The following is a 20,770-nucleotide window of genomic DNA, read 5'->3' on the forward strand; positions in this document are numbered from 1 at the left end:
TTATGGGGTCACTTCGTGTCATTTTCTCGAATATTCAATACTTTTCAATTACGTGGTTATTCGCATCGGTAAATCTTATGGTAGGAACCTGGGTACTTTATATTCCATATATAAAAGAAAAACTGACCTTGAATGATGCGCAGATCGGGATCGGCTTATTTTGTTTGTCCTTAGGGGTATTGCTTTTTATTCCTGTAGTTCCTTGGTTGAGTAAACACATTGGTCTAGGGAAAATCTCCTTTTTTGCAGTCGTAATGTTCTCTGTGGCCTACATCCTTCCATTTGTGGTTACTAGTTTTGTGATGCTTTGCGCAACCTTGTTTTTAGTGGGTATTTTTTTAGGTATTACCGATGTGACTATGAATGCTTTGGTTTCAGTTACCGAAAAAAAAGACCTAAGCCATTTTATGTCGGCTGCACATGGTTTTTTTAGTCTTGGTGGTGCTATCGGAGCTATTATCGGAAGTTTAGTAATGCCTTTGTTTTCAAACCCGATGTACCATATAGCTTGTATGGCTTTACTTATTGTGCTTACCAATGTGTTGTTGCAACCATTTTATTTTAAGGTGAAGGAAGATAGTCATCCTGAAGAAAAAAGTCACTTTTCCTTGAAGCATTTAAAACCCCTGTTCGTAGTGGCCTTCTTAACCTTTGTGATTATGGGTAGTGAAGGCTCAATTGAACATTGGAGCACTTTATATTTGGTTGAGATTATTAAGGTTACTAAAGACAGTCAAATTGGTTTAGGCTTTATCTTATTCTCGTCGTGTATGACTTTAGGGCGCTTTTTTGGTGATTCTGTAAGTGAAAAATTAGGATCGTTAAAAATTATAGTCTGGGGAATTTTGATCGCTGTATTTGCCTTTATGGCTATTTTAACGGGTCAGTTTTATGTATCTCTATTTGGATTTGCGTTTTTGGGTCTGGGCCTTTCTGTCATTATTCCGGAATTATTCAGAATATCCGGAAATACAAAAGGTGTTTCCTCCTCACAGGGCATTTCTTTTGTTTCAGGTATGGGGTTTTTAGGATTTTTGTTAGGTCCTGTAGGTTTGGGCTTTATTTCAAAACAATTTAGTCTTTGGGCCAGTTTTTTATTTCTTATGTGTCTATTAACTGTTGCCTTATTGATAGCATTTATTAAATTGAAAAATACGACCAGGTCATAATAATTTTATTGGCTGATTTTTCATTAAAAGGAACCGAAATCGAAAACGTTTTCGATGGCATTTGTACCATTTTCTATTGCTTGAAAAACGGACAAACAAGAGATAGATGTATATTGTTGAGGTTTTAGACTTTAGGATTTAAATTATTTAATATTAAGAAGAATTTTGAAAGCTATCGATATTTTATGTGTTGGTGAAGTGCTTATCGATTTCATAGGGCATCAAGAAGGTGTTTTATTGAATGATACACGGGATTATCACCGCTATTTAGGCGGATCTCCAACCAATGTGGTTATGAATTCGGCGCGATTAGGTCTCAATGCTGCACTAGTAGCTACGGTGGGCGATGACGGTTTTGGGGAGTATATTTTTCAGAGACTTAAAGAAGTACAGGTTAATACAGACCATATTCAAGTTCGGAAGGATAAAGCAACTAGTGTTATTTTTGTTTCACGCTCCAGTGGGACACCTGATTTTTTACCATACCGCCAGGCCGATTATTGTATTGAACCACATCAGATACCGACAAAAACCCTTGAAAATACGCAGGTTTTTCACACCACTTGTTTCGCCTTATGTAAAAAACCGGCGCAAAGCACCATTCTTGAAAAGGCAGAAGAAGCCTCACGTTTAGGCTGTACCCTCAGTATAGACATGAACTACTCTGAAAAATTATGGCCGGATAAAGAGGAGGCCATAAAAGTGATCAAGTCCTATTGTAAATTTAATCCTTTGGTGAAGATCAGTGAAGATGATATGTTCCGGCTTTTTGAGGAAAAATTACCTCATGATAAAATATTTGAATTTTTTCATAATGAAGGTGTAGAAACGGTTTGCTTAACTCTGGGGAGCGAAGGTGTTAAATGTTCACAGGCAAACAAGTCGATTATTACTTTGCCCGCTATTAAAATTGAAAAGGTCATGGATACTACCGGAGCCGGTGATGCCTTTTGGTCTGGGTTTTTATTCGCTCGAATAAAAGAAAAACCAATTCAGGAATGCCTCGAAGTAGCATTGAAATTAGCTGCATTGAAACTTCAAAATGTTGGACGATTACCTGATAATATCAATATTCTCTCAAAACTATTATCATAATAATGAAGCAAAAGCATACAAATACAGGACTTATAAATGGGGTCATGCTGAATGCGTACCCCGATAGTATCGGCTCAAAATTAAGCGATACTATAGCCATGTTAAAACTTCCGGAGTTTAAAGACACGTTTTCCTTATTTTATGTTTTACCTACATTTTTTAATAGTGATCTTGATCGGGGGTTTTCGATAATTGATTATGGTCTGAATAAAGAACTAGTTTCCCAAAATGATCTTGATACCCTTGAGGCTTTGGGTGTATTATTAAAATTTGATATAGTTCTCAATCATTTATCGGTAGCTTCTCCACAATTCAAGGACCTTTTGAAATATGGAAATAATTCGGAATACAAGGATTTTTTCATTAATTGGAATCACTTTTGGGACGGTTATGGTGAAATGAATGAAGACGGAATCATTATTCCTGAGCCTCAATACTTGAATAAATTATTCATGCGTAAATCTGGCTTACCAATTTTGAAAGTGCCTTTTCCGGATGGATCAGAACAACCGTATTGGAATACTTTTTACCAAGAAATTACGAACAACAAAATAACTATCAATGATCTAAAAAATGTTGAGGGATTAACTTTAGACGGGGCTGAATTGATTTGTAAAAAAATCAATTCGGCCATTGATAGTGCAAAACCCTTAGCTGAGATCGAATTTGGGGATTTGAATGTTTTTCGAACTGAGATCCTCCAAAACGTTAAACAAAAGCGAAGCTATTTAGGTCAAATGGATGTGAATGCTAAATCGCCGATGGTTTGGGATTTCTACGAAGAGACTCTAGCAAAATTGGCCGGTTATGGCTGTAAAATTTTACGCCTAGATGCCTTTGCATATTTGCATAAAGAGGTTGGGCAATCTAATTTTTTTAATATTCCCGGTACCTGGGACTATTTAGAACGGATTCGACGGATTGCAGATAAACACCAATTAACCCTTTTGCCTGAAATTCATGCTGAATATGGTGTTCATCTTCATGATGAAGTCGCTCAGGAGGGTTATCAGATTTATGACTTTTTTTTACCGGGTTTGATGATCCACACTCTGGAAACGAAATCTGGTACCGCAATAAAAAAGTGGGCACAAGAAATTATTAAAAAAAACTATAAAACAGTGAATATGTTGGGGTGCCATGATGGTATTCCTGTTTTGGATTTAAAAGGTAAGACCCTTAATGGCTCATATCACGAAGGGCTTTTAGAGGATAAGGATATTGAGGCTATTATGGATGTTGTTATGGCTCGCGGCGGCCGCGTAAAGAATCTGTACGACCCTTCAGGAAAGAAAATTTCGTATTATCAGGTTAATGCGACCTTTTTTAGTGCTTTAGGTGAAGACCCAAAAAAATTACTGTTAGCTCGTGCTATCCAACTATTTATGCCGGGAATTCCGCAAATTTGGTATTTGGATATTTTCGCTGGAAAAAACAATTACGAAGCAGCAGACCAGGGGGGAAGTGGCGGTCATAAAGAAATTAACCGGACAACGCTTTCTTTGGAGGATATTCAGGAAGGTTTAAAGCAAGATGTTGTATTGAATCAACTGGAGATTATCCGGCTAAGAAATACATTGAATGCTTTTAATGGTTCATTAGACCTTCCAAATGTTTCTGATGATCAATTGGTCTTTAGCTGGACCCATGGTGAAGATAAGGCCCAATTAGAGGTTCAATTAAAAGATTTTAGTTTTAAAATATCTTATACTGAAAAGGCTGTGTCTAAGATTTTAAATTTTTAGGTCAAAAACTTATTTCACATTTATAATACTATCAATCTTGGCCTGCATTTCTTTCACAAGGTCTTTATGACTTTCGGCTATATTCTGTATTTCAGCTTGATCCTTAGAAAGGTCATAAAGCTGTGGTACTTTTTTAAAGCCCAGAGGTATTTTTTTGGTGTCCATCCAACCGGGACTATCTTTTTCACCGATAGGTTGAATGTATTTATAATCACCTTTTCTGAGACCCATGGTAAAAGATTCCTCCAGTAAAATAGTTCTGCCCGGCTTAGAAGCATCGAGTAGCGCGTCCAATTCATCTTTGCTGTCGATAGCCTCACCCGGTTCTAGCGGTTCTTCCAGTAAAGCTGCTATCGAGGCATATAAATCAATTTGAGATATTAAAGCATCACTAACACCGGGAGATTTAATTTTATCAGGCCAGTATGCAATCATAGGGACCCTTGTACCAGCCTCAAGAGCACTATATTTACCACCACGAAAGGGACCTGCTGGTTTATGGTCGCCCAGAAGTTCTATGGCGCCATCTTCATAGCCGTCGTTCAAAACAGGGCCATTGTCGCTTGAGAAAATAACCAGCGTGTTCTTATCCAGATTCAAACGCTTCAATTCTGCCATAATAGTACCTGTTACCCAGTCCATTTGAACGATAGCATCGCCACGTTTTCCCATATCGGTAGCACCTTGAAATTTTTTATGCGGTAAGCGCGGGACATGAATTTCAGGAAAGGCGAAGTACAAGAAAAAAGGTTGATCTTTATTCGTTTCAATAAAATCCTTGGCTCTACTACTTAAAATAATTGGGAAATCTTCATCGGTCCAAAGGGCAGATTTTCCTCCTGTTTGATATCCCATTCGGCTAATACCATTTACGATGGCCTGGCTATGTTCTCTGTCAGCTTCTACTCGCAGCATGTCAGGGTTTTTTAAACCTCTTGGCTCGTTGTTAAAAGGCTTTTTATAACTGACTTTTAAGGAATCATTCGGATCTAAATTAATGATCTTGTGATTCTCTAAAAAGGCAGTAGGCACACGATCCGGAGTTGCGGGAATTAAAAAGCTATAATCAAAGCCAATTTCCAGAGGCCCTGGCTTAACATCTGTATTCCAGTCTACATTACCTTTTCCAAGACCTAAATGCCATTTCCCGACGACACCGGTTTTATATCCGGCATCTTGTAACATTTTTGGCAAGGTAGGAGCTTCCGGGCTAATCAGCAATGGTGCATCACCCGGTAAAATAGCGGCATTTTTTCTGAATGCGTATTCACCTGTAATTAATGAATATCTTGAAGGTGTACACGTAGCAGCAGTACAATGAGCATCGGTAAATCGAATGCCATTATTCGCCAAACTATCCACAATAGGTGTCTGAACTTCACTAGCACCGTAGCAACTCAAATCGCCGTAACCTAAATCATCGACGTAAAATATAATGATATTTGGTTTGGATTTTTCTGTGAAGGTCTTTGAGTCGGCTGATTCCTTTTTACAGAACAAAAATACCAATGATACAAGACTAAAAATTAGAACTTTTCTCATAAATATTATTCGTGTTTTTCTCGCGGACTCTTGTATTTGACCTTTTTGTTTTGCATCAGTTGTTTATGAATGTGATACGTCACATCCATCCAGGCTTTCCCCTCATCCCATTTTGGAGCTTCCATTTGTGATTCCCAAGTCTGTAAATTGTTTTTAAGAAGGTTGAAGGATACAGAATCCTGATATGATAAATCATGGGTTTCCCCAATATCATCAGATAAATTATACATAACAGCTCCGTAATTATCCAATCGAATTAATTTGAGATCATCTAAACGAGCGGCGGCGTCATCTAACTTTCGCCAATATAATTCGCGATGTGGATTGCCTTCTTTTTGGTTCTTCAAAAAAGGAAGTAAATTCACGCCATCGAGTATCATACTGCTGTCCTTTTTTATTTCAGCTGCTGCTAGAGCTGTAGGAAAAATATCGAGTGAAGAACTTAAGCCGTTAAATTTTCGATTTCCTTTAAAAGCTTTTGGCCAACTCACAATAAAAGGCACGCGGTGCCCACCTTCAAATTCATTGCCTTTCCAACCTTTTAATTCACCGTTATCAGACCTGTTATTTGCTGCACCACCATTGTCACTTAAAAAATAGATCAAGGTATTATCCAGAAGCTTAAGGTCTTTAAGTTTATTATATAGTTTTCCAATATTTTCGTCTAAGGACCAGGTCATGGCGGCCAGAGTTTGGCGCGGGTGGTCTTTAAATTTTTCTAGATCAACTTTTTTAGCCTCCATCGGCGTGTGTACGGCATTGTAAGCTAAATACATAAAAAAGGGTGTATCCTTATGATCTTTGATATAATTTACAGAATAATCGCCCAGAACATCTGTGAGGTAACCATCAAAGGAGATGCGTTTACCATTGTGTTGTAACATATGTTCTTCAGATGGCTGCTCCAGCGGGAAATACGACCTGCCTCCTCCGAGAAATCCATAAAAATCTTCAAATCCTCTCTGATTAGGTTGATCTGATGGATTAGCACCTAAATGCCATTTTCCGATAGCTACGGTGCTGTAATCATGTTCCTTAAATACGTCTGCCATTGTAGTAACACCTTCAGATAAACCAACATCTCCGGTATTTTTGTCGCCCGTACCATTAGCTTCAAAACCAAAGCGTTGTTGGTATTTTCCGGTCATAAGTCCAGCGCGAGATGGCGCACATACAGTAGATGTCACATGCGCATCCGTAAATGTCACTCCGTTTTTAGCTAAAGTGTCTATATGTGGGGTTTCCAAATCCTTACTCCCCATAAAACCGAAATCGATATAACCGGCATCATCAACCAGAATGATGATAATGTTTGGTTTATTATTTTCACCTGTGGCTGTTGAAGATTCCTGTTTTACGTTTTTGATACAGGAAACCATTAAAACAGCAAAAAATAACAGATAAAGATATTTTGACATGAATTAATTTTCGATTTTGGATTAAAAAAGATAGAGGTTTCCGTTTCTGTAAATGAGAAACCTCTATCAGAATAATTGACGCTATTAATACCTCAATATATTTATTGTTTTACAAATTTGAAGGTGCCCTGAGCATCCTCAATATAAGCTTTCATGATATATAAACCGGCAGTTAAATTTGAGACATTAATGTTATCTCTGGTGTCTGTAATGGTTTTAGTTAGTACTTGTTTGCCTAATAGATCATAAACTTCAACTTTATTTATGTTTTTAGCTGCAGATATAGAAATGTAATCTGTTGTTGGATTTGGATAGGATTTAAAGTTGAATTTTTCAAGATCAGTGATCGATAAAGCGGATGTTTTTTCAATTCTCCAATTGTCGACTTCTACGGTGTTTGCAGTACCAAAATTGTAAATTTGTATTCTGCAATTGTTATAAGTCCCTGCCGGGGCCGTAAAGGTAGCTGAAGTTGTTGTAACTTCTCCCGGATTGTTTTCAACTATTCTACCAATATTTGCTCCACTTTGCATACCATTCGTTGTCGTTGCGGGACTATCAGGTTGATTGGCAAAGGCACCGACAGCAGAATCATCGGTGGTGTATCTCATGGATACCACATGAACGCCATTGGTGGTTGAAATGTCAAATTGTACAGTAAAAACGTCGCCCGGGGCTACCGCTAAATTTTTAGATCTTAGATATAAATCATTACTTGTAGCGTGTATCGCTTTTACAACTTGATTTCCGCCTGAATTTAATCCTGTTGCAGTGCCAAGCTCAATAGTAGCACTACCCCCACTGGTTTGATAGCCTAAAGTATTGGCACCATCACCAACCGTGGCGGGGCTTTCATTGTTTTCATCCCATACAACGACTTGTCCATTACAAAACATGAACAGTCCGATGGTCATTAATAGTAATAAAGTAATTTTTTTCATAATAATCGTATTTAATGGTTAATTAATTAGTTAGGTAAAGTGCAGCTTTCTACAAACTAAACTAACTTGTAAAAGCTGCACTAGATTAAATTTTTTTATTGCTTTTCCTTCAATGACACATCATCTAAAAAGAAAGGAGGGAATCCTTGTCCTTTATAGAACACAATTTTTAATTCGCTAACTCCATCGGGTACTGTGTATTCAAAAACGGTATCTGCCCAGGAGTCGCCGAGTGGAACAGGGTCCAATCTAAGTAGCAATGCGTTACCATCATTATTTCTTAACACAGGTTGGAAGGAGTTTGCAACGGTTTCTAACCATCTTGAGGAAAATTTTAGAACATAGGTCTTCCCAGCCTCTACTGGTGCTACCGTAAACAAGGATCCATCACCATTTTCAACTTCACCACAAAAGGCTCCTGATTTTGGAGTTTTACCTGATATTCGATTTTTAAAACCTCCCCAAGGGTCTGTACTTCCTGATTCAAAGCCTCCGTTTATAATCAACTGTCCCAGATCTACTGGGGGTACATAATCAGTGTTTTGGCCCGGTCCTATTTCCAAATTAGGGTTGTGATTAGCATAAATATTTCCTAATGGTGTCAGATTAGACTCCTCATCAAAAAGCGCAGATGAGGTCCCCTGAGGTGCATTTCCACTAAATGGGAACCAACAGTAACGATGGATGTAATCAATCTGGTCAAGTGTTGGTAAGATCTCTGTCATGAAATCCTGAACCTGCTGGTCACTGTGCCTATTGTTTTCTGGTGAAGTTGCACTCCAATCGGCTACCGCAAACTCTGTGATCCAAATGGGTCTGTTGTAAGCGTTATAGGTGTTTTTCAGTTTATTGATCAAACTTAAAGTATTCGGACCTCCGTAGCTATGAACTGCTACAAAATCTACACGTAATCCCAATTCGTCTGCACGTCTCATGAATTCGTCCATCCAACCATTTAGTGGGTCGACAGTTGCAGGGGATCCCAGGGGAACACCTAGAGTTTCTAATTTAGGCCAAAGGGCAATGGCTTCGTCTACAGACATATTGGCCTGAGTTGCGCCATCTGGTTCGTTAAAGCCTAAAACATACTTTACTGTGCCATCGTCAATATATTGCTTAACATTAGCAAGGTTCTCATCATTCACAGATCCTTTACCCCAGAACATTGGCACGAACTCTACATTGGCAGGCATTTCCTCTTGGGGTAGTCTTCCCCAGCTATACATCCAATGGGCTTTAAGGTCACTGGTCTTATAAGACCAATCTTTACTCCCGCTGGTGAAAGAAGCACCTCTCTTTTTTAATTTGGCTTCCTCGGAAATCTGATTCGACCCATCTTCTAAATCAACAGGTATTGCGGCCTCACCACCAAAATCACCTATAACGTTCTTTTCGCATCCTATAAGTAGTATTGAAAATATGATTATCGATATATACTTTTTCATCTTTCTATGTGTTTTTAAATTATTTATTGCCATACCGGATTTTGAATTAAATTCGGGTTAACGTCAATTTCGTCTTGTGGAATTGGGAATACTTCGGATCGAGGTCCTAAATATTGTGGGTTATAAGGTCCTACAGGATCAGCGATCGCTCTGCTGAATGCATTTTCAATTTCTCCCCATCGTTTCAGGTCCATAAAACGTAAGCCTTCTAATGCGAGTTCAACACGTCTTTCATGACGAACAATGTCTATCATTTCCTGTTGCCCTACAGCACCCTCTACACTCTCTACACTTGGCATATTTACTCGTGCTCTAACCTGATTCACCATGGACATGGCACCTGCAACATCGCCTGTTTCAGCCATTGCTTCAGCTCGCATTAATAAAATGTCGGCATATCGGATCACATAAAAGTCCTGAGAGCCTTCTGATGCAGAACCGTTTCCATCGGCATCGGGACCAGTTCTTATATATTTGCGCATACCAAATCCTGTGGGTGAGTTCCCAGTGAAGTTTCGAACAGGATTATCGAAAAACTGATCGCCAACAAAATATATGGTACCCTTTGCTCTAGGATCTCTGTTTAAACCCTTATTACTAGGATTGTATAGTGGGGATTCTGTTATTGGTAAACCATCGGTACAATAGTAATCATTTACCAGATTCGGCATCGGACGTTGATCTACTTTTGGTGATCCTCCATAAGTTCCAGAGAAAATTTCGCCATTGTTGGTGTCGGGACCTCTTAAAAAACGCACGGAGAATACGATTTCAGGAGAAGTCTCGTTTTCAGGCTTAAATAGGGCGGCATAATCAGGGTGGAGGGAATATCCTAGTCCTATGGCTTCCTGAGTAAGTGCAAGTACTCCGGTTGGACCATCATATTGCTTATTATATAGTTGTACACGTGCAAACAAACCTAAAGCCGCACCTTTGGTGGCATAACCGTATAAGTTAGCAGGGTAACTTTCAGGAAGGGTACCTATAGAGTAGGTAAGGTCTTCTCTGATCTGTTCGGTGATCTCTTCATAAGTATTCTTTGCAACATACGCAGTTTCTAGCGTTTGTGGCTCGGTAATTAGTGGTACATCCTCCCAATAAACAGCTAAATTAAAATACATTAAGGCTCTTAAAAAGTAGGCCTGCCCTAACAAGGCTTCTTTATTTTCTGCAGGGATCAGATCTTCAGAAATTTCCTTTACATTTTTAATTACGGCATTTACTCTGGCTATACCTTGATAATGGTCGTTCCAAACGGCTCTGAATTGTCCTCCGGAAGGTTCATAGTTACCTTCCATAAAAACTCCGGGACCTTCCCACTTATATTGGTTAAAGGCATTATCACCTAAATTATCAAATCCTGGAAATCCTTGCCAGCAGTTTAAACACCCACCGTACATAGATCGTGATTGAAGTTGTGAATACACTCCGTTCAAAGCTAAATAGGCATCTTCTTCACTCTGCCAAAAATTACCTTCGGCTACTTGAGTTAATGAAGGAGTAACCAAATAGTCGTTATTACAACTAAATGCGAATACTATACATATTAATAATATTATCTTTTTCATTTTTTATATTTTTAAGTTGATACCAAAAGTTACAGTTTTATAAAGTGGCGCATTTCTGTTACTTTGACTTCCTCTTGCTCCCTCAGGGTCAAAATATTGTAGTCCTGTAAAAGTAAATAAGTTCTGCGCTCCTAGGAAAACACGTACTTTAGACATGTTGATTTTATCCAGAACCTCTTGAGGCAAGGAATATCCTAATTCTAACGATTTTACTCTCAAGTAGGAAACATCCTGAATATAGAATGATGAAACCCGCTCATTACCAATACCTCCAACTCTAGGTAGATTGGTACTAGGATTTTCTGGTGTCCAACGATTAATCCAATAGGTTAAAACATTACTTCTGTTATCAGGTATTGGTAAATTACCGTTACCCATTAAGAGGCGGTCTATACCACTTACGCCCTGAAGTAAGATGTTCAGATCAAAACCTTTGTATGCTATAGACCCGTTGAAATTAATCAATAAATCAGGATTTGGATTTCCGATAATGGTTCTGTCATCTTGATCGACTATACCGTCAGGAACCCCATCAGGACCAGATATATCCGCATACTTCAGATCACCGGGAGCCGTGTTCTGATTTCCGAACTGTGTTGGCGAGTTAGCTATTTCTTCCAAACTTTGGAATACTCCAATGGCCTGATGGCCAAAATAAGATCTGAATGGTACGCCTATCCTGATAATATCATTGCCTGTAATGGTTTCTTCGCCACCTTCGCCTAGTCCGGTTACTTCATTTTTCAAGAACTTGGTCATATTACCACCTACACTAAAATTGGCCTCGCCGATGTTTCCTCTATAATTCAAGCTGACTTCCAACCCTTCATTGACCATAGAGGCAGAATTTTGTGCGCCAATATTAGAAACGCCAAGTGTATTTGGAACCGGGAAATTCGTATAGAGGATATCTCTGCTGTCTCGTTTAAAATAATCGGCAACCAGCTCAATTTTATTTTTCAAAAGGCTGACATCTAAACCGATATCTATTTGTTCCGTCTCTTCCCATCGGATAGTTGAGTTCGCTAAACTGGTTATAGCCAATCCTACGACGCTTGTATCATCACCTAAGACGTAATCTTGGTTTGGGTTATAGGTTTGCTCCCAAATATTTCTGCCAATTCTGTCGTTACCGGTGATACCCCAACTCGCTCTAAGCTTTAAGTTGCTAATCGCATCAACGTCTTTCATGAAATCCTCCTTGGAAATTCTCCAACCTGCAGAAGCCGATGGAAAATTACTATTAGGGTTATCCGGACCGAATCGTGATGATCCGTCACGTCTTAAATTAAATTCAAGAAAGTATTTTTCTTTAAAGTTATAATTTACCCTTCCAAAAACGGATTGCCAGGTATCTTCATAAGCGCCACCGGATACAGCAGGATCTAAAATACCGCCACCGTTAAATTCTTCAATATTATCCGTTGGGAAACCACTTAAGGTACCACTGAAACCGTCATTTTTGACGTAGGTCGCGGAATAACCTAATAATGCTCCAAAATTATGCGCCTTGTTAAACGTTTTATTATACCTTAAGATATTCTCTGTTAATAAGGTGTACTCAAAGTTAGTAGAGTTATCTAAATTGTTGTTAAGTCCTTGGATCACGATATCACCATCAAAGTTACGTTGTAATTGACGTGGATTGAAATCTGAAGTGTTTCTGTATATAATGTTCGCACTTCCACTTGTTTCGAAACTTAGATTCTTAGATAAATTAATTGTGGCTCCTATTCTTTGACTTACATTGATGTTGTCACTTTCATAATTCCCTAAAAAACCACGTCTTAAAGCATTTTGAGTTGGCAGAGAATTATTTGCGTTCAGCCAAGCACCATCTGCAACACCATAGTCTCCGTTACTATAAAATAGAGGGATAGTTGGTGCTGATCTCTGAAATTGAAAAATGATCCCGTTATCCCCACTAAAGGCATTTTGGCCACCTGTTGGGCCTTCATTATGACTCCAAAAGGCATTGGTTACACTGCTTAGTTTGAACCAGTCTTTAACTTTCGAATTAATATTGAAACTTAAATTATAACGTTCGTATTTAAATTTACTTTTTACGATCGCGTCTTGGCCTAAATAACCAAGAGACACGCGGTAGGTTGACTTTTTACTACCCCCCGAGAATGACAGGTTATGATTCTGAATAGATGCCGTTCTTAATACAGCATCTGCCCAATCGGTATCGGCAAAATAATTTGGTGAAGAACCTGTTCGAATAGCCTCTAATTGTTCCTCAGTATATCGCGGTATAAAACCGGGGCCATCCTCATTTCTGAATTTTTCATTCATCAGAATGGCGTAATCGTAAGCCCCTAAAAATTCGGGCTTAACGGTAGGATCCTGAAGCCCATAATAGGTGTTGTAGCTTATTTCAAATTTATCAGCCTCACCTTTACGAGTGGTTACTAAAACAACACCATTTGCTGCACGCGATCCATAAATAGAAAGTGCCGCAGCATCTTTAAGAACCGTGATGCTTTCAATGTCTGAAGGGGCTAAACTGTTAAAGGCTGCCAGATCATCATATTGGATATTATCTATAACAATTAAAGGAGCCTGGCCTCCAAAGGTTCCAATACCTCTAATGGTAATGGAGGAACCATCTGCACCCGGGTTACCCGATGTTTGAGTGAGTTGTACTCCTGAGAAACGACCGTATAAAAGTTGACCAGCATTTGTTACCGGCTGATTTACCTCATCTTTAAAGGTTACCATCTCCACAGATCCTGTTAAGTTTACTTTCTTTTGAGTACCATATCCCACTACAACAACTTCCTCAAGTTGAGAAAGATCTTCCTGAAGGACAACGTTTAAAGTTGCTTGGTTTCCTGCCGGAATTTCTTTAGTGACATAGCCCAAATAGGACACCACAAGAATTGCCTTATTGGATACGGTTAAGCTGAAATTGCCGTCGAAATCGGTTTGCACACCATTTGAGGTTCCTTTTTCGATAACATTAGCGCCTGCAAGAGGAAAGCCGGTTTCATCTGTAACCTTACCTGAAATGGTTTGTTGCGTTAAAGCCTTGGCTTCGTCTGGTGGTGCCGCTGTAACTCCAGCAAACGAAAAAGACGAACTTAAAAAAACTACCAGTAAACACATTAAGGTATTTCTGTGTTTACTAAAAAATGTCATTTGATAATTCATAAATTAGTTTTGTGTTAGTTATTAATTGAGTTTAGTTTATTAAGGTTTGGTGTGACCTACTATTTCCCTAGCTTTTTTAGTTGTTATGACCTCATAAAAACATAAAGCATGGTTGAAAAAAATATTAGGAGCACTACAAAAATTATAGAGGCCTGAAACTTGATCTTACTTTCCTCTTTTTCTGTGTTTTTATGCATTTTATCATTTTATTATTACTCAAAGCTCTATAATTATTGTCGCTTGTATTAGGTGTAACGCGTTCAAAATAAGGGTGTAATCAGATTAAGAAAAAGGCTATGATCTCATAACCCCTCTTTTGTGAACTAATTGTAGGTGTTTATCTTAATTTTAAGAAGTTAAAAACAGCTAGTGAAGTATACTTTTTATCTCAATACGCGTTAAAGCACCTAATGATGAGAAATAAAAACGTGACTAATTTGAATTTTTGAATTTAGAAGGAGTGACTCCAAATTGATCTTTAAAACATTTTCTGAAATATTTCAGATCATTAAATCCAACGGCATATCCAATCGAGCTAATATTATCTTGTTTTTTAAGGATCATTTGGGCGGCTCGCTTCAAGCGAATTGAGCGGATAAATTCTGTAGTATCCTGATCGGTCAAGGATTTGATCTTACGATACAAGGTAGACGGGCTGGTAGCTAGTTTTTCGGCTAGAAAATCACGATTTAAATTGTCGTTCATTAAATTATCTTCTACCACCTTCATGGCATTGTTTATGAATTCTTCATCGAATGAGGTAATATCCGTATCTGTTGGTTGCAGTGTTACTTTTTTAGAAAAATAATTTTTAAGTTTTATCCGGTTATTTAATAAACCTTCCGCTTGAGCCTTCAACACCGATGGGTTAAAAGGCTTTGTTACATAAATATCGGCTCCAGAACTGTAGCCTTGTTTCTGAAAAACCGTTTTGGTACGTGCGGTAAGAATGATAATAGGGATATGGGCCGTTTCTGCAGTGTCGCGTAGTTTTTTACAAAGTTCTAACCCATCCATTTCAGGCATGATCAGGTCGCTTATTATGAGATCGGGAATAATTTTAAGAGCCATTTCAAAGCCCATTTTTCCATTTGAAGCATCAAAAATTTCAAAATTATGAGCGAAAACAGATTTGATAAAGGCTCTTATCTCAGGATTATCTTCTACAATTAATAATTTCTTTTGTTGTGACTCGGATTCAGTCGTGGCACCTGTATCTGGTTGTAAAACACGTTCAACCTTGTAATGGATTGGGTCTTCAGCTGTTTTGAAATCTGAAATAAAGTTTTCTTTTGAAAAATGATCTTTTCCCAAAGGCAGTTTCACGATAAATTCACTGCCTTTATTCAATACGCTATGCACCTTAATTTTTCCTTTATGAAGATCTACGATACTTTTTACCAAGGCCAGGCCAATTCCTGTGCCGATCAAATTGGATGATTTAGCCTGAGAGGTTTGATAAAAGCGATCAAAAATAAGTTTCAGATTTTCCTTTGATATTCCCGGACCGGTATCTTTTACTGATATTTCACAATAACCTTGTGGGAATTTGGAATCTAATTTAGTGCTCTTTACATTTTTTATACTCAGTGTAACTTGGCCCTTAGATGTAGAATATTTAAAAGCGTTAGACAATAAGTTGCACAAAACGATCTCCATGCGATTTCTATCATAGGTAAGTGGGATCTCTGAATCTTTTACATTAAATTTAAAGTCGACCTTTTTACTGTCGGCAAGTTCTTTAAACGAAAGGAATATTTCTTTAGCAAATTTCTTAAAATTCCCTGTTGCTACCTCAAGCTGCATTTTGCCGCCTTCAATTTTTCTGAAATCAAGAAGTTGGTTTACCAGATTCAAAAGCCGCTGGGTATGGTAATAGATCGTAGATAAGTGACTCTTTTTCAGATTTTGATCGACCGTATCGTCCATTAATACTTCCAAAGGACCTGATATTAAAGAAAGTGGTGTTCTAAATTCATGAGCAATATCGGTGAAAAATCGCGTTTTCATCTCAATAAGTTCCTCCTCTTTTTTACGCTCTAATCGGGATAAGGCCAATTTATTTTTCAAGTCACTTTGTTTCGTAATGATGTAACGATAGAGATAAAGCAAGCCAATAAAAATAATAACATAAATTAATAGCGCCTGCCAGGTCTTCCAGAATACCGGGAGTATTTCAATGCTTAACATAGCTGGTTCCGATTCCAGATCTGCTTCGGCATTCGTGGCTTTTACTTTAAATGTATAATTTCCAGCATTTAAATTGGAGTAGGTAATATTCTTTTCTGTTGAGGTGGTATTCCAATCCTTATCCAGACCTTCCAATTTATATTTAAAGGTATATCCTAAATTTGATAAAAAATCCAGTGCGGTATACTCAATGGTAAAAGAATTGTTATTATGTTTTAGGGTGATTTCCGGACTGTATTCTATAGCTTTATCTAATATTTTTTGATCATTATAAGTTTCACCGGGCAAAATTTCTTGACCAGAAATTCGTAATGCCGTAAGTACAACTGGGGGAACATTTAAGCTTTTTATGGCTTTGGGTTTAAAACTATTAATACCATAAATACTCCCAAAATACAATTTCCCCTGATGGTCTTTTATGGCCGCGCCTTCCATAAACGTATTTGATAATAAACCGGAATTAATATCGTAGCTATAAAATGAATTGTCTTTTTTGTTGTATTTCACAAGACCTTTGTTGGTACTAATCCATATATTATGTTGATCATCTTCTAAAATAGCGTGAATATAACTGTTGGATAAGCCATCTTTTTCCTGGAAGGATTTGAAAATAAAAGTATGATCTCTAGATTCCATAACCCTATTTAAACCGTTGGGTGTACCAACCCAAAGTTCTCCTTCACTATCCTCAAACAAACTAATGATAATGTCACTACTTAATGTATTAGGGTCGCCATGGATTTTAGTGAAAACTTGAAAACTATCACTTTTTTTATCATATAATTTTAGACCCTGATAAGTGCCTACCCATAATCGACCCTTGGAATCTTCTAAAAAACTACTGATTCGATCATTATTTAAATAACTTTTAAAATTTTGATTTTCTGGGTTACCTGGCCCCATGGATTTTCGTAACCCTTTTTGTTGCGTGCCAATCCAAAAAATACTATCCGTAGTTTGGTAAATAGAAGATATCTTTGTCAGAAAATTTCCTTCACCAACTTCATCTTTTATTTTAACGGGTATAATGTTGTAATCTGAATTTTCTTTTTTTATTTCAAATAAACTACTGTTATTACCAAACCATCGCCTTTTGTTGAGGTCCTCATAAATAACACGAACGCCATCTTTCGTGTTATTGGCTACATAGGGTGGAACCTTAGGCACCTTTAATCCGTAAAAAGATTTTCGGTCTAAAGTGTAGTAAAGATTTCTATTTCCCTTAATTCCTACCCAGAGATAGTTGTTCTCGTCTTCCATAAGAGACCGAATAGGTTCATTAGGTAAATTGGAGTCCTCGGTATCCTCAAAATAATTTTTGGTTTTGTCTAGCTTACATAAACCACCACCATTGGTGCCAAACCATAGAATATCTAAATTATCCTGAAATACACATAAAACATCCTGATAAAGTTCTTTACCACCCTTTTTGTTTTTGGTATGAAGGTCTAAATAGGAAAAGGTTTTGGTCTCAGTATCAAAATAGTGTACGCCACTTCCCCAGGTTCCTATGTATAAATTATTTTTATTGTCTTCATGTAAATAATAATAAGCGATGGCAAAACTCTTATCCTTATTGCCGTTGTACTGGGTTATTATTCCGGTCTTTGGATTGTATTCTAAAAGGCCAGTTCCCCAGGTTCCCATATAAATAAGACCTGTTGATTTAACCTCTACAACGGAGGTCATTTCTAAGGCTCTTTCTTTAAAGGTTATATATTCTAATTGAGTTCCATCGACATTAAAGCTAAACAGACCTTTTCCCGTAGTGATCCACATATTACCCTCTTTGCCTTGTACAATGTCGTTAACTTTGTAAAGATTTCCTGCTTGGCGCAACTTTCTCGTTTTCGGATTATAAATGAATAAACCATTTTGCCAGGTGCCTATCCAAATTTCGCCCTTTACATTTTCTGTTAAAGAAATAACACGCTTATCTTCCAAATGGATGGTGCCATCCTTAGATTTTAATTGATTAAATTGATTTGTTTTTGGGTTGTATAAACTAACCCCATTAGATTTTGTGCCTATCCAGATGATGCCTTGACTATCTTCAAAAAGAACCTCAATAGAATTATTAATAAGGCTATTCGCATTATCTATTTCATTTTGAAAAACCTTAATTGAATTACCGTCATAACGATTTAATCCACCTCTGGTACCTACCCAAATAAATCCTTTTTTATCTTTTAAAATTGAAGTAACCTCGTTTTGTGAAAGACCAACGTCTGAGTTTATGTATTCGATTTTTTGGGCATTATCTAACTTCTGAGCATTCAAGTCAAAAATATTTAGAGCTCCAAACAGAAAAACAAGTAAAGCTATTTTACTGAATTTTGTCATCGAAACAAGTCTTAATAATGAGAATAGAAGGATTAGATTTTGTTTTTTTAATACCTGTGTTAAGGTACTATTAAAAATGAAATATATAAATTTTTTATGTTTATTGGTTTTATTTTTAAGACCAATTGTATAATATATTTTTGTTGGAATTAAATTTATGATTCTTCAAGGTTTTTAAAATTTAAAGCGTTTTTTGGTGTTCTTCGCAAAATGATTATTATCCATTTGGTGTTTTTTGTTTTTAGCCTCCTTTATTGTTCCTTGTTGGGTTTAGTTTTATGAATTTATTTAATTTATATAAATGATATTTCACTTAAGTAACCTAAAGATTGATCTGTTTGAAAAACAGTTTTTGTATCCACATTGTAATCTTCAATTAGAGCAGATGCAGCAGCAAGATGTTCTCCCGCAGAACTAACAGAAGCAACAATTTTATTTGGATCAATATCAAAAAGATCGGCATTTTTTGTTCTATAATCTACAAGAAAACAAACCATTCCCCGTTTTGAAAAATATTTTGCTTGGTTTAGGAAATGGTATCTATTTCCGTTTATCCAACTTCCACCAAAAAAGAAAACTAAAGCAGAATATGTTTTAGATGAATCCTTATGTTTTGGGGAATAAACCTCTACGAATAATTTTGTGGTATCAACTTGTTTATACAGATACTGTTCTTGCGCAGAGCAAACTAAACCAATATTAAAAAGTATAAGTAAATAGAATTGTTTTGAATACATAATAAGTAATCGCTTAGGGTTTAAAAAAAAGGAATTCGGTCTAATGGCATCCAACTAATTTTATTAACTTTTTTTTGGATCGTAGTTAGGGTTTAAAATGGGCTCCTGTGCACCTACTTCCTGCTTCCATGTATTTAATTCATTTAATAGTTCATGACCCTTCGCGGGATATTCCTGAATAAGATTCACTTTCTCCGAGATATCTGTTTCAAGATTATATAATTTTAAAGTTGGTTCTTCATAAACCTGAATAAGCTTCCATGATCCCTTTCGGATGGCACTAAATGGTTTAGCACCCTGGGCATGATAATGTGGATAATGCCAAAAAATGGCGTCTCGGTTAACAGGTAGGTTCTGCAGTAAGAATGGTGATAAATCTATGCCATCAAAATTGAGGTTATTTGTCTCATTTTTGTTGTTAATCAAACCTATAAGTGTTGGGAAAATATCTGGAGAAATCGATACAACATCCGTTTTTCTTGCCTTAATTTTTTTAGGCCAACTTATAATAAAAGGTGTACGAACCCCACCTTCATATATACTGCCTTTCCCGGAACGCAGAGGAAAATTAGACGTAATTTTGGGTTTTATATCTTTACCTTTTGTGCCTAATAAACCACCATTATCGCTTGCAAATACGATTATGGTATTATCGTATATGCCGGATTTTTTCAATTGGCTCACTACAACCCCTAAAGCATCATCCATATGTTCAACCATAGCGGTATAGGTAGGGTTCGACTGTAAGGATGCTTCCTTCACAATACCATTATATTTTGCTATCTTTTCTTTTTTAGCTTGCAATGGGGTGTGCACATTATAGAGCCAAAAATTTAAGAAGAACGGTTTGTCCTTATTGCTATCAATAAATTTCGATGCTTCTTTGGCTAAACGCTCAGTAAGATACTCACCTTCGGGCCCGTCTTCTAACCGGGGATTAAAGTAGGGGGAGAAATAGCCTCCTTTATTCTTCTTTTTGTTTGGCATGCCCTTTTTCCAACCTCCAATATTTTTATCAAAACCATGGTGTTCGGGCCAGTCTGTTTCGGCTTCACCCAAATGCCATTTTCCGATATGAATGGTTCGATATCCCATCTTCTGTAATACTTCTGCAAGTGTCGTGTCATTGGCCTTAATGTGCATATCCCATTTTGGAGGCAGGTATTTGGCAAAGGGCTTGTGGTGTCCTTTTATCCAGTCGGTTGTATTAATAGTGGCCGGATATTTTCCTGTTAAAATACTTGCTCTGGTAGGTGAGCAAACCGGTGCGGCTGCATAGGCATTGGTAAACATAATACCGGAGTCTGCGAGTGCATCTGTATTTGGAGTTTGATATAAATCGCTACCGTAGCATCCTAAATCTTTCCAGCCCAGATCATCTACGAGGAACAATACAATGTTGGGTTTTGCCACTTCTTGGT

Annotated in this window: 12 protein-coding genes; 3 read left to right on the forward strand and 9 right to left on the reverse strand. The window is 37.3% G+C overall.

All coding sequences use genetic code 11. The features are described from left to right. Nucleotides 1–2 precede the first annotated feature (2 nt). From V8G61_RS14655 to V8G61_RS14665, 3 genes are all read left to right on the forward strand, one after another. The gene (locus V8G61_RS14655) at nucleotides 3–1,169 is read left to right on the forward strand and encodes an MFS transporter (RefSeq protein WP_394876644.1); all 1,167 of its coding nucleotides are present in this window, start codon (nucleotides 3–5) and stop codon (nucleotides 1,167–1,169) included. A gap of 165 nt (nucleotides 1,170–1,334) precedes the next feature. Next, on the forward strand, nucleotides 1,335–2,264 hold the full coding sequence (locus tag V8G61_RS14660) for a carbohydrate kinase family protein (protein WP_394876645.1): 930 nt from the start codon (nucleotides 1,335–1,337) through the stop codon (nucleotides 2,262–2,264). A 2-nt stretch (nucleotides 2,265–2,266) separates the two neighbouring features. Next, the gene (locus V8G61_RS14665; protein WP_394876646.1) at nucleotides 2,267–4,009 is read left to right on the forward strand and encodes a glycosidase; all 1,743 of its coding nucleotides are present in this window, start codon (nucleotides 2,267–2,269) and stop codon (nucleotides 4,007–4,009) included. A gap of 9 nt (nucleotides 4,010–4,018) precedes the next feature. On the opposite strand, the gene V8G61_RS14670 is transcribed toward V8G61_RS14665, so the two are convergent. The 9 genes from V8G61_RS14670 to V8G61_RS14710 all read right to left on the reverse strand — a co-directional run bounded on the left by V8G61_RS14670 (nucleotide 4,019) and on the right by V8G61_RS14710 (nucleotide 20,762). Then, nucleotides 4,019–5,551 (reverse strand): arylsulfatase, encoded by a 1,533-nt coding sequence (locus V8G61_RS14670; RefSeq protein ID WP_394876647.1) that lies wholly within the window; start codon nucleotides 5,549–5,551, stop codon nucleotides 4,019–4,021. A 5-nt stretch (nucleotides 5,552–5,556) separates the two neighbouring features. Next, the gene (locus tag V8G61_RS14675) at nucleotides 5,557–6,969 is read right to left on the reverse strand and encodes a sulfatase-like hydrolase/transferase (protein WP_394876648.1); all 1,413 of its coding nucleotides are present in this window, start codon (nucleotides 6,967–6,969) and stop codon (nucleotides 5,557–5,559) included. 101 nt (nucleotides 6,970–7,070) lie between these two features. Then, entirely contained in the window at nucleotides 7,071–7,910 is an 840-nt protein-coding gene (locus V8G61_RS14680; RefSeq protein ID WP_394876649.1) for a T9SS type A sorting domain-containing protein, read from the reverse strand. A gap of 95 nt (nucleotides 7,911–8,005) precedes the next feature. Then, nucleotides 8,006–9,355 (reverse strand): glycosyl hydrolase, encoded by a 1,350-nt coding sequence (locus tag V8G61_RS14685; protein WP_394876650.1) that lies wholly within the window; start codon nucleotides 9,353–9,355, stop codon nucleotides 8,006–8,008. A gap of 23 nt (nucleotides 9,356–9,378) precedes the next feature. Then, nucleotides 9,379–10,923 (reverse strand): RagB/SusD family nutrient uptake outer membrane protein, encoded by a 1,545-nt coding sequence (locus tag V8G61_RS14690; protein WP_394876651.1) that lies wholly within the window; start codon nucleotides 10,921–10,923, stop codon nucleotides 9,379–9,381. 3 nt (nucleotides 10,924–10,926) lie between these two features. Further along, nucleotides 10,927–14,079 (reverse strand): SusC/RagA family TonB-linked outer membrane protein, encoded by a 3,153-nt coding sequence (locus V8G61_RS14695; RefSeq protein ID WP_394876652.1) that lies wholly within the window; start codon nucleotides 14,077–14,079, stop codon nucleotides 10,927–10,929. Nucleotides 14,080–14,511: 432 nt separating this feature from the next. Further along, nucleotides 14,512–18,612: a two-component regulator propeller domain-containing protein gene (locus tag V8G61_RS14700; protein WP_394876653.1), complete on the reverse strand. Its 4,101-nt coding sequence runs from the start codon at nucleotides 18,610–18,612 to the stop codon at nucleotides 14,512–14,514. Nucleotides 18,613–18,905: 293 nt separating this feature from the next. Further along, a complete protein-coding gene (locus tag V8G61_RS14705) occupies nucleotides 18,906–19,349 on the reverse strand; it encodes an alpha/beta hydrolase (protein WP_394876654.1) in 444 nt (147 codons plus the stop codon). A gap of 63 nt (nucleotides 19,350–19,412) precedes the next feature. Then, nucleotides 19,413–20,762: a sulfatase gene (locus V8G61_RS14710; RefSeq protein ID WP_394876655.1), complete on the reverse strand. Its 1,350-nt coding sequence runs from the start codon at nucleotides 20,760–20,762 to the stop codon at nucleotides 19,413–19,415. Nucleotides 20,763–20,770 lie beyond the last annotated feature (8 nt).

Source organism: Gaetbulibacter sp. M240 (assembly GCF_043876815.1).
In the GTDB taxonomy this organism is placed as follows: Bacteria; Bacteroidota; Bacteroidia; order Flavobacteriales; family Flavobacteriaceae; genus Gaetbulibacter_A.

Bases quoted from the DNA above. Each gene is read 5' to 3' on its own strand.
- V8G61_RS14655 (WP_394876644.1), top strand. From the start codon at position 3: ATGGGGTCACTTCGTGTCATTTTCTCGAATATTCAATACTTTTCAATT.
- V8G61_RS14665 (WP_394876646.1), top strand. From the start codon at position 2,267: ATGAAGCAAAAGCATACAAATACAGGACTTATAAATGGGGTCATGCTG.
- V8G61_RS14670 (WP_394876647.1), bottom strand. From the start codon at position 5,551: ATGAGAAAAGTTCTAATTTTTAGTCTTGTATCATTGGTATTTTTGTTC.
- V8G61_RS14675 (WP_394876648.1), bottom strand. From the start codon at position 6,969: ATGTCAAAATATCTTTATCTGTTATTTTTTGCTGTTTTAATGGTTTCC.
- V8G61_RS14680 (WP_394876649.1), bottom strand. From the start codon at position 7,910: ATGAAAAAAATTACTTTATTACTATTAATGACCATCGGACTGTTCATG.
- V8G61_RS14685 (WP_394876650.1), bottom strand. From the start codon at position 9,355: ATGAAAAAGTATATATCGATAATCATATTTTCAATACTACTTATAGGA.
- V8G61_RS14690 (WP_394876651.1), bottom strand. From the start codon at position 10,923: ATGAAAAAGATAATATTATTAATATGTATAGTATTCGCATTTAGTTGT.
- V8G61_RS14695 (WP_394876652.1), bottom strand. From the start codon at position 14,079: ATGAATTATCAAATGACATTTTTTAGTAAACACAGAAATACCTTAATG.
- V8G61_RS14700 (WP_394876653.1), bottom strand. From the start codon at position 18,612: ATGACAAAATTCAGTAAAATAGCTTTACTTGTTTTTCTGTTTGGAGCT.
- V8G61_RS14705 (WP_394876654.1), bottom strand. From the start codon at position 19,349: ATGTATTCAAAACAATTCTATTTACTTATACTTTTTAATATTGGTTTA.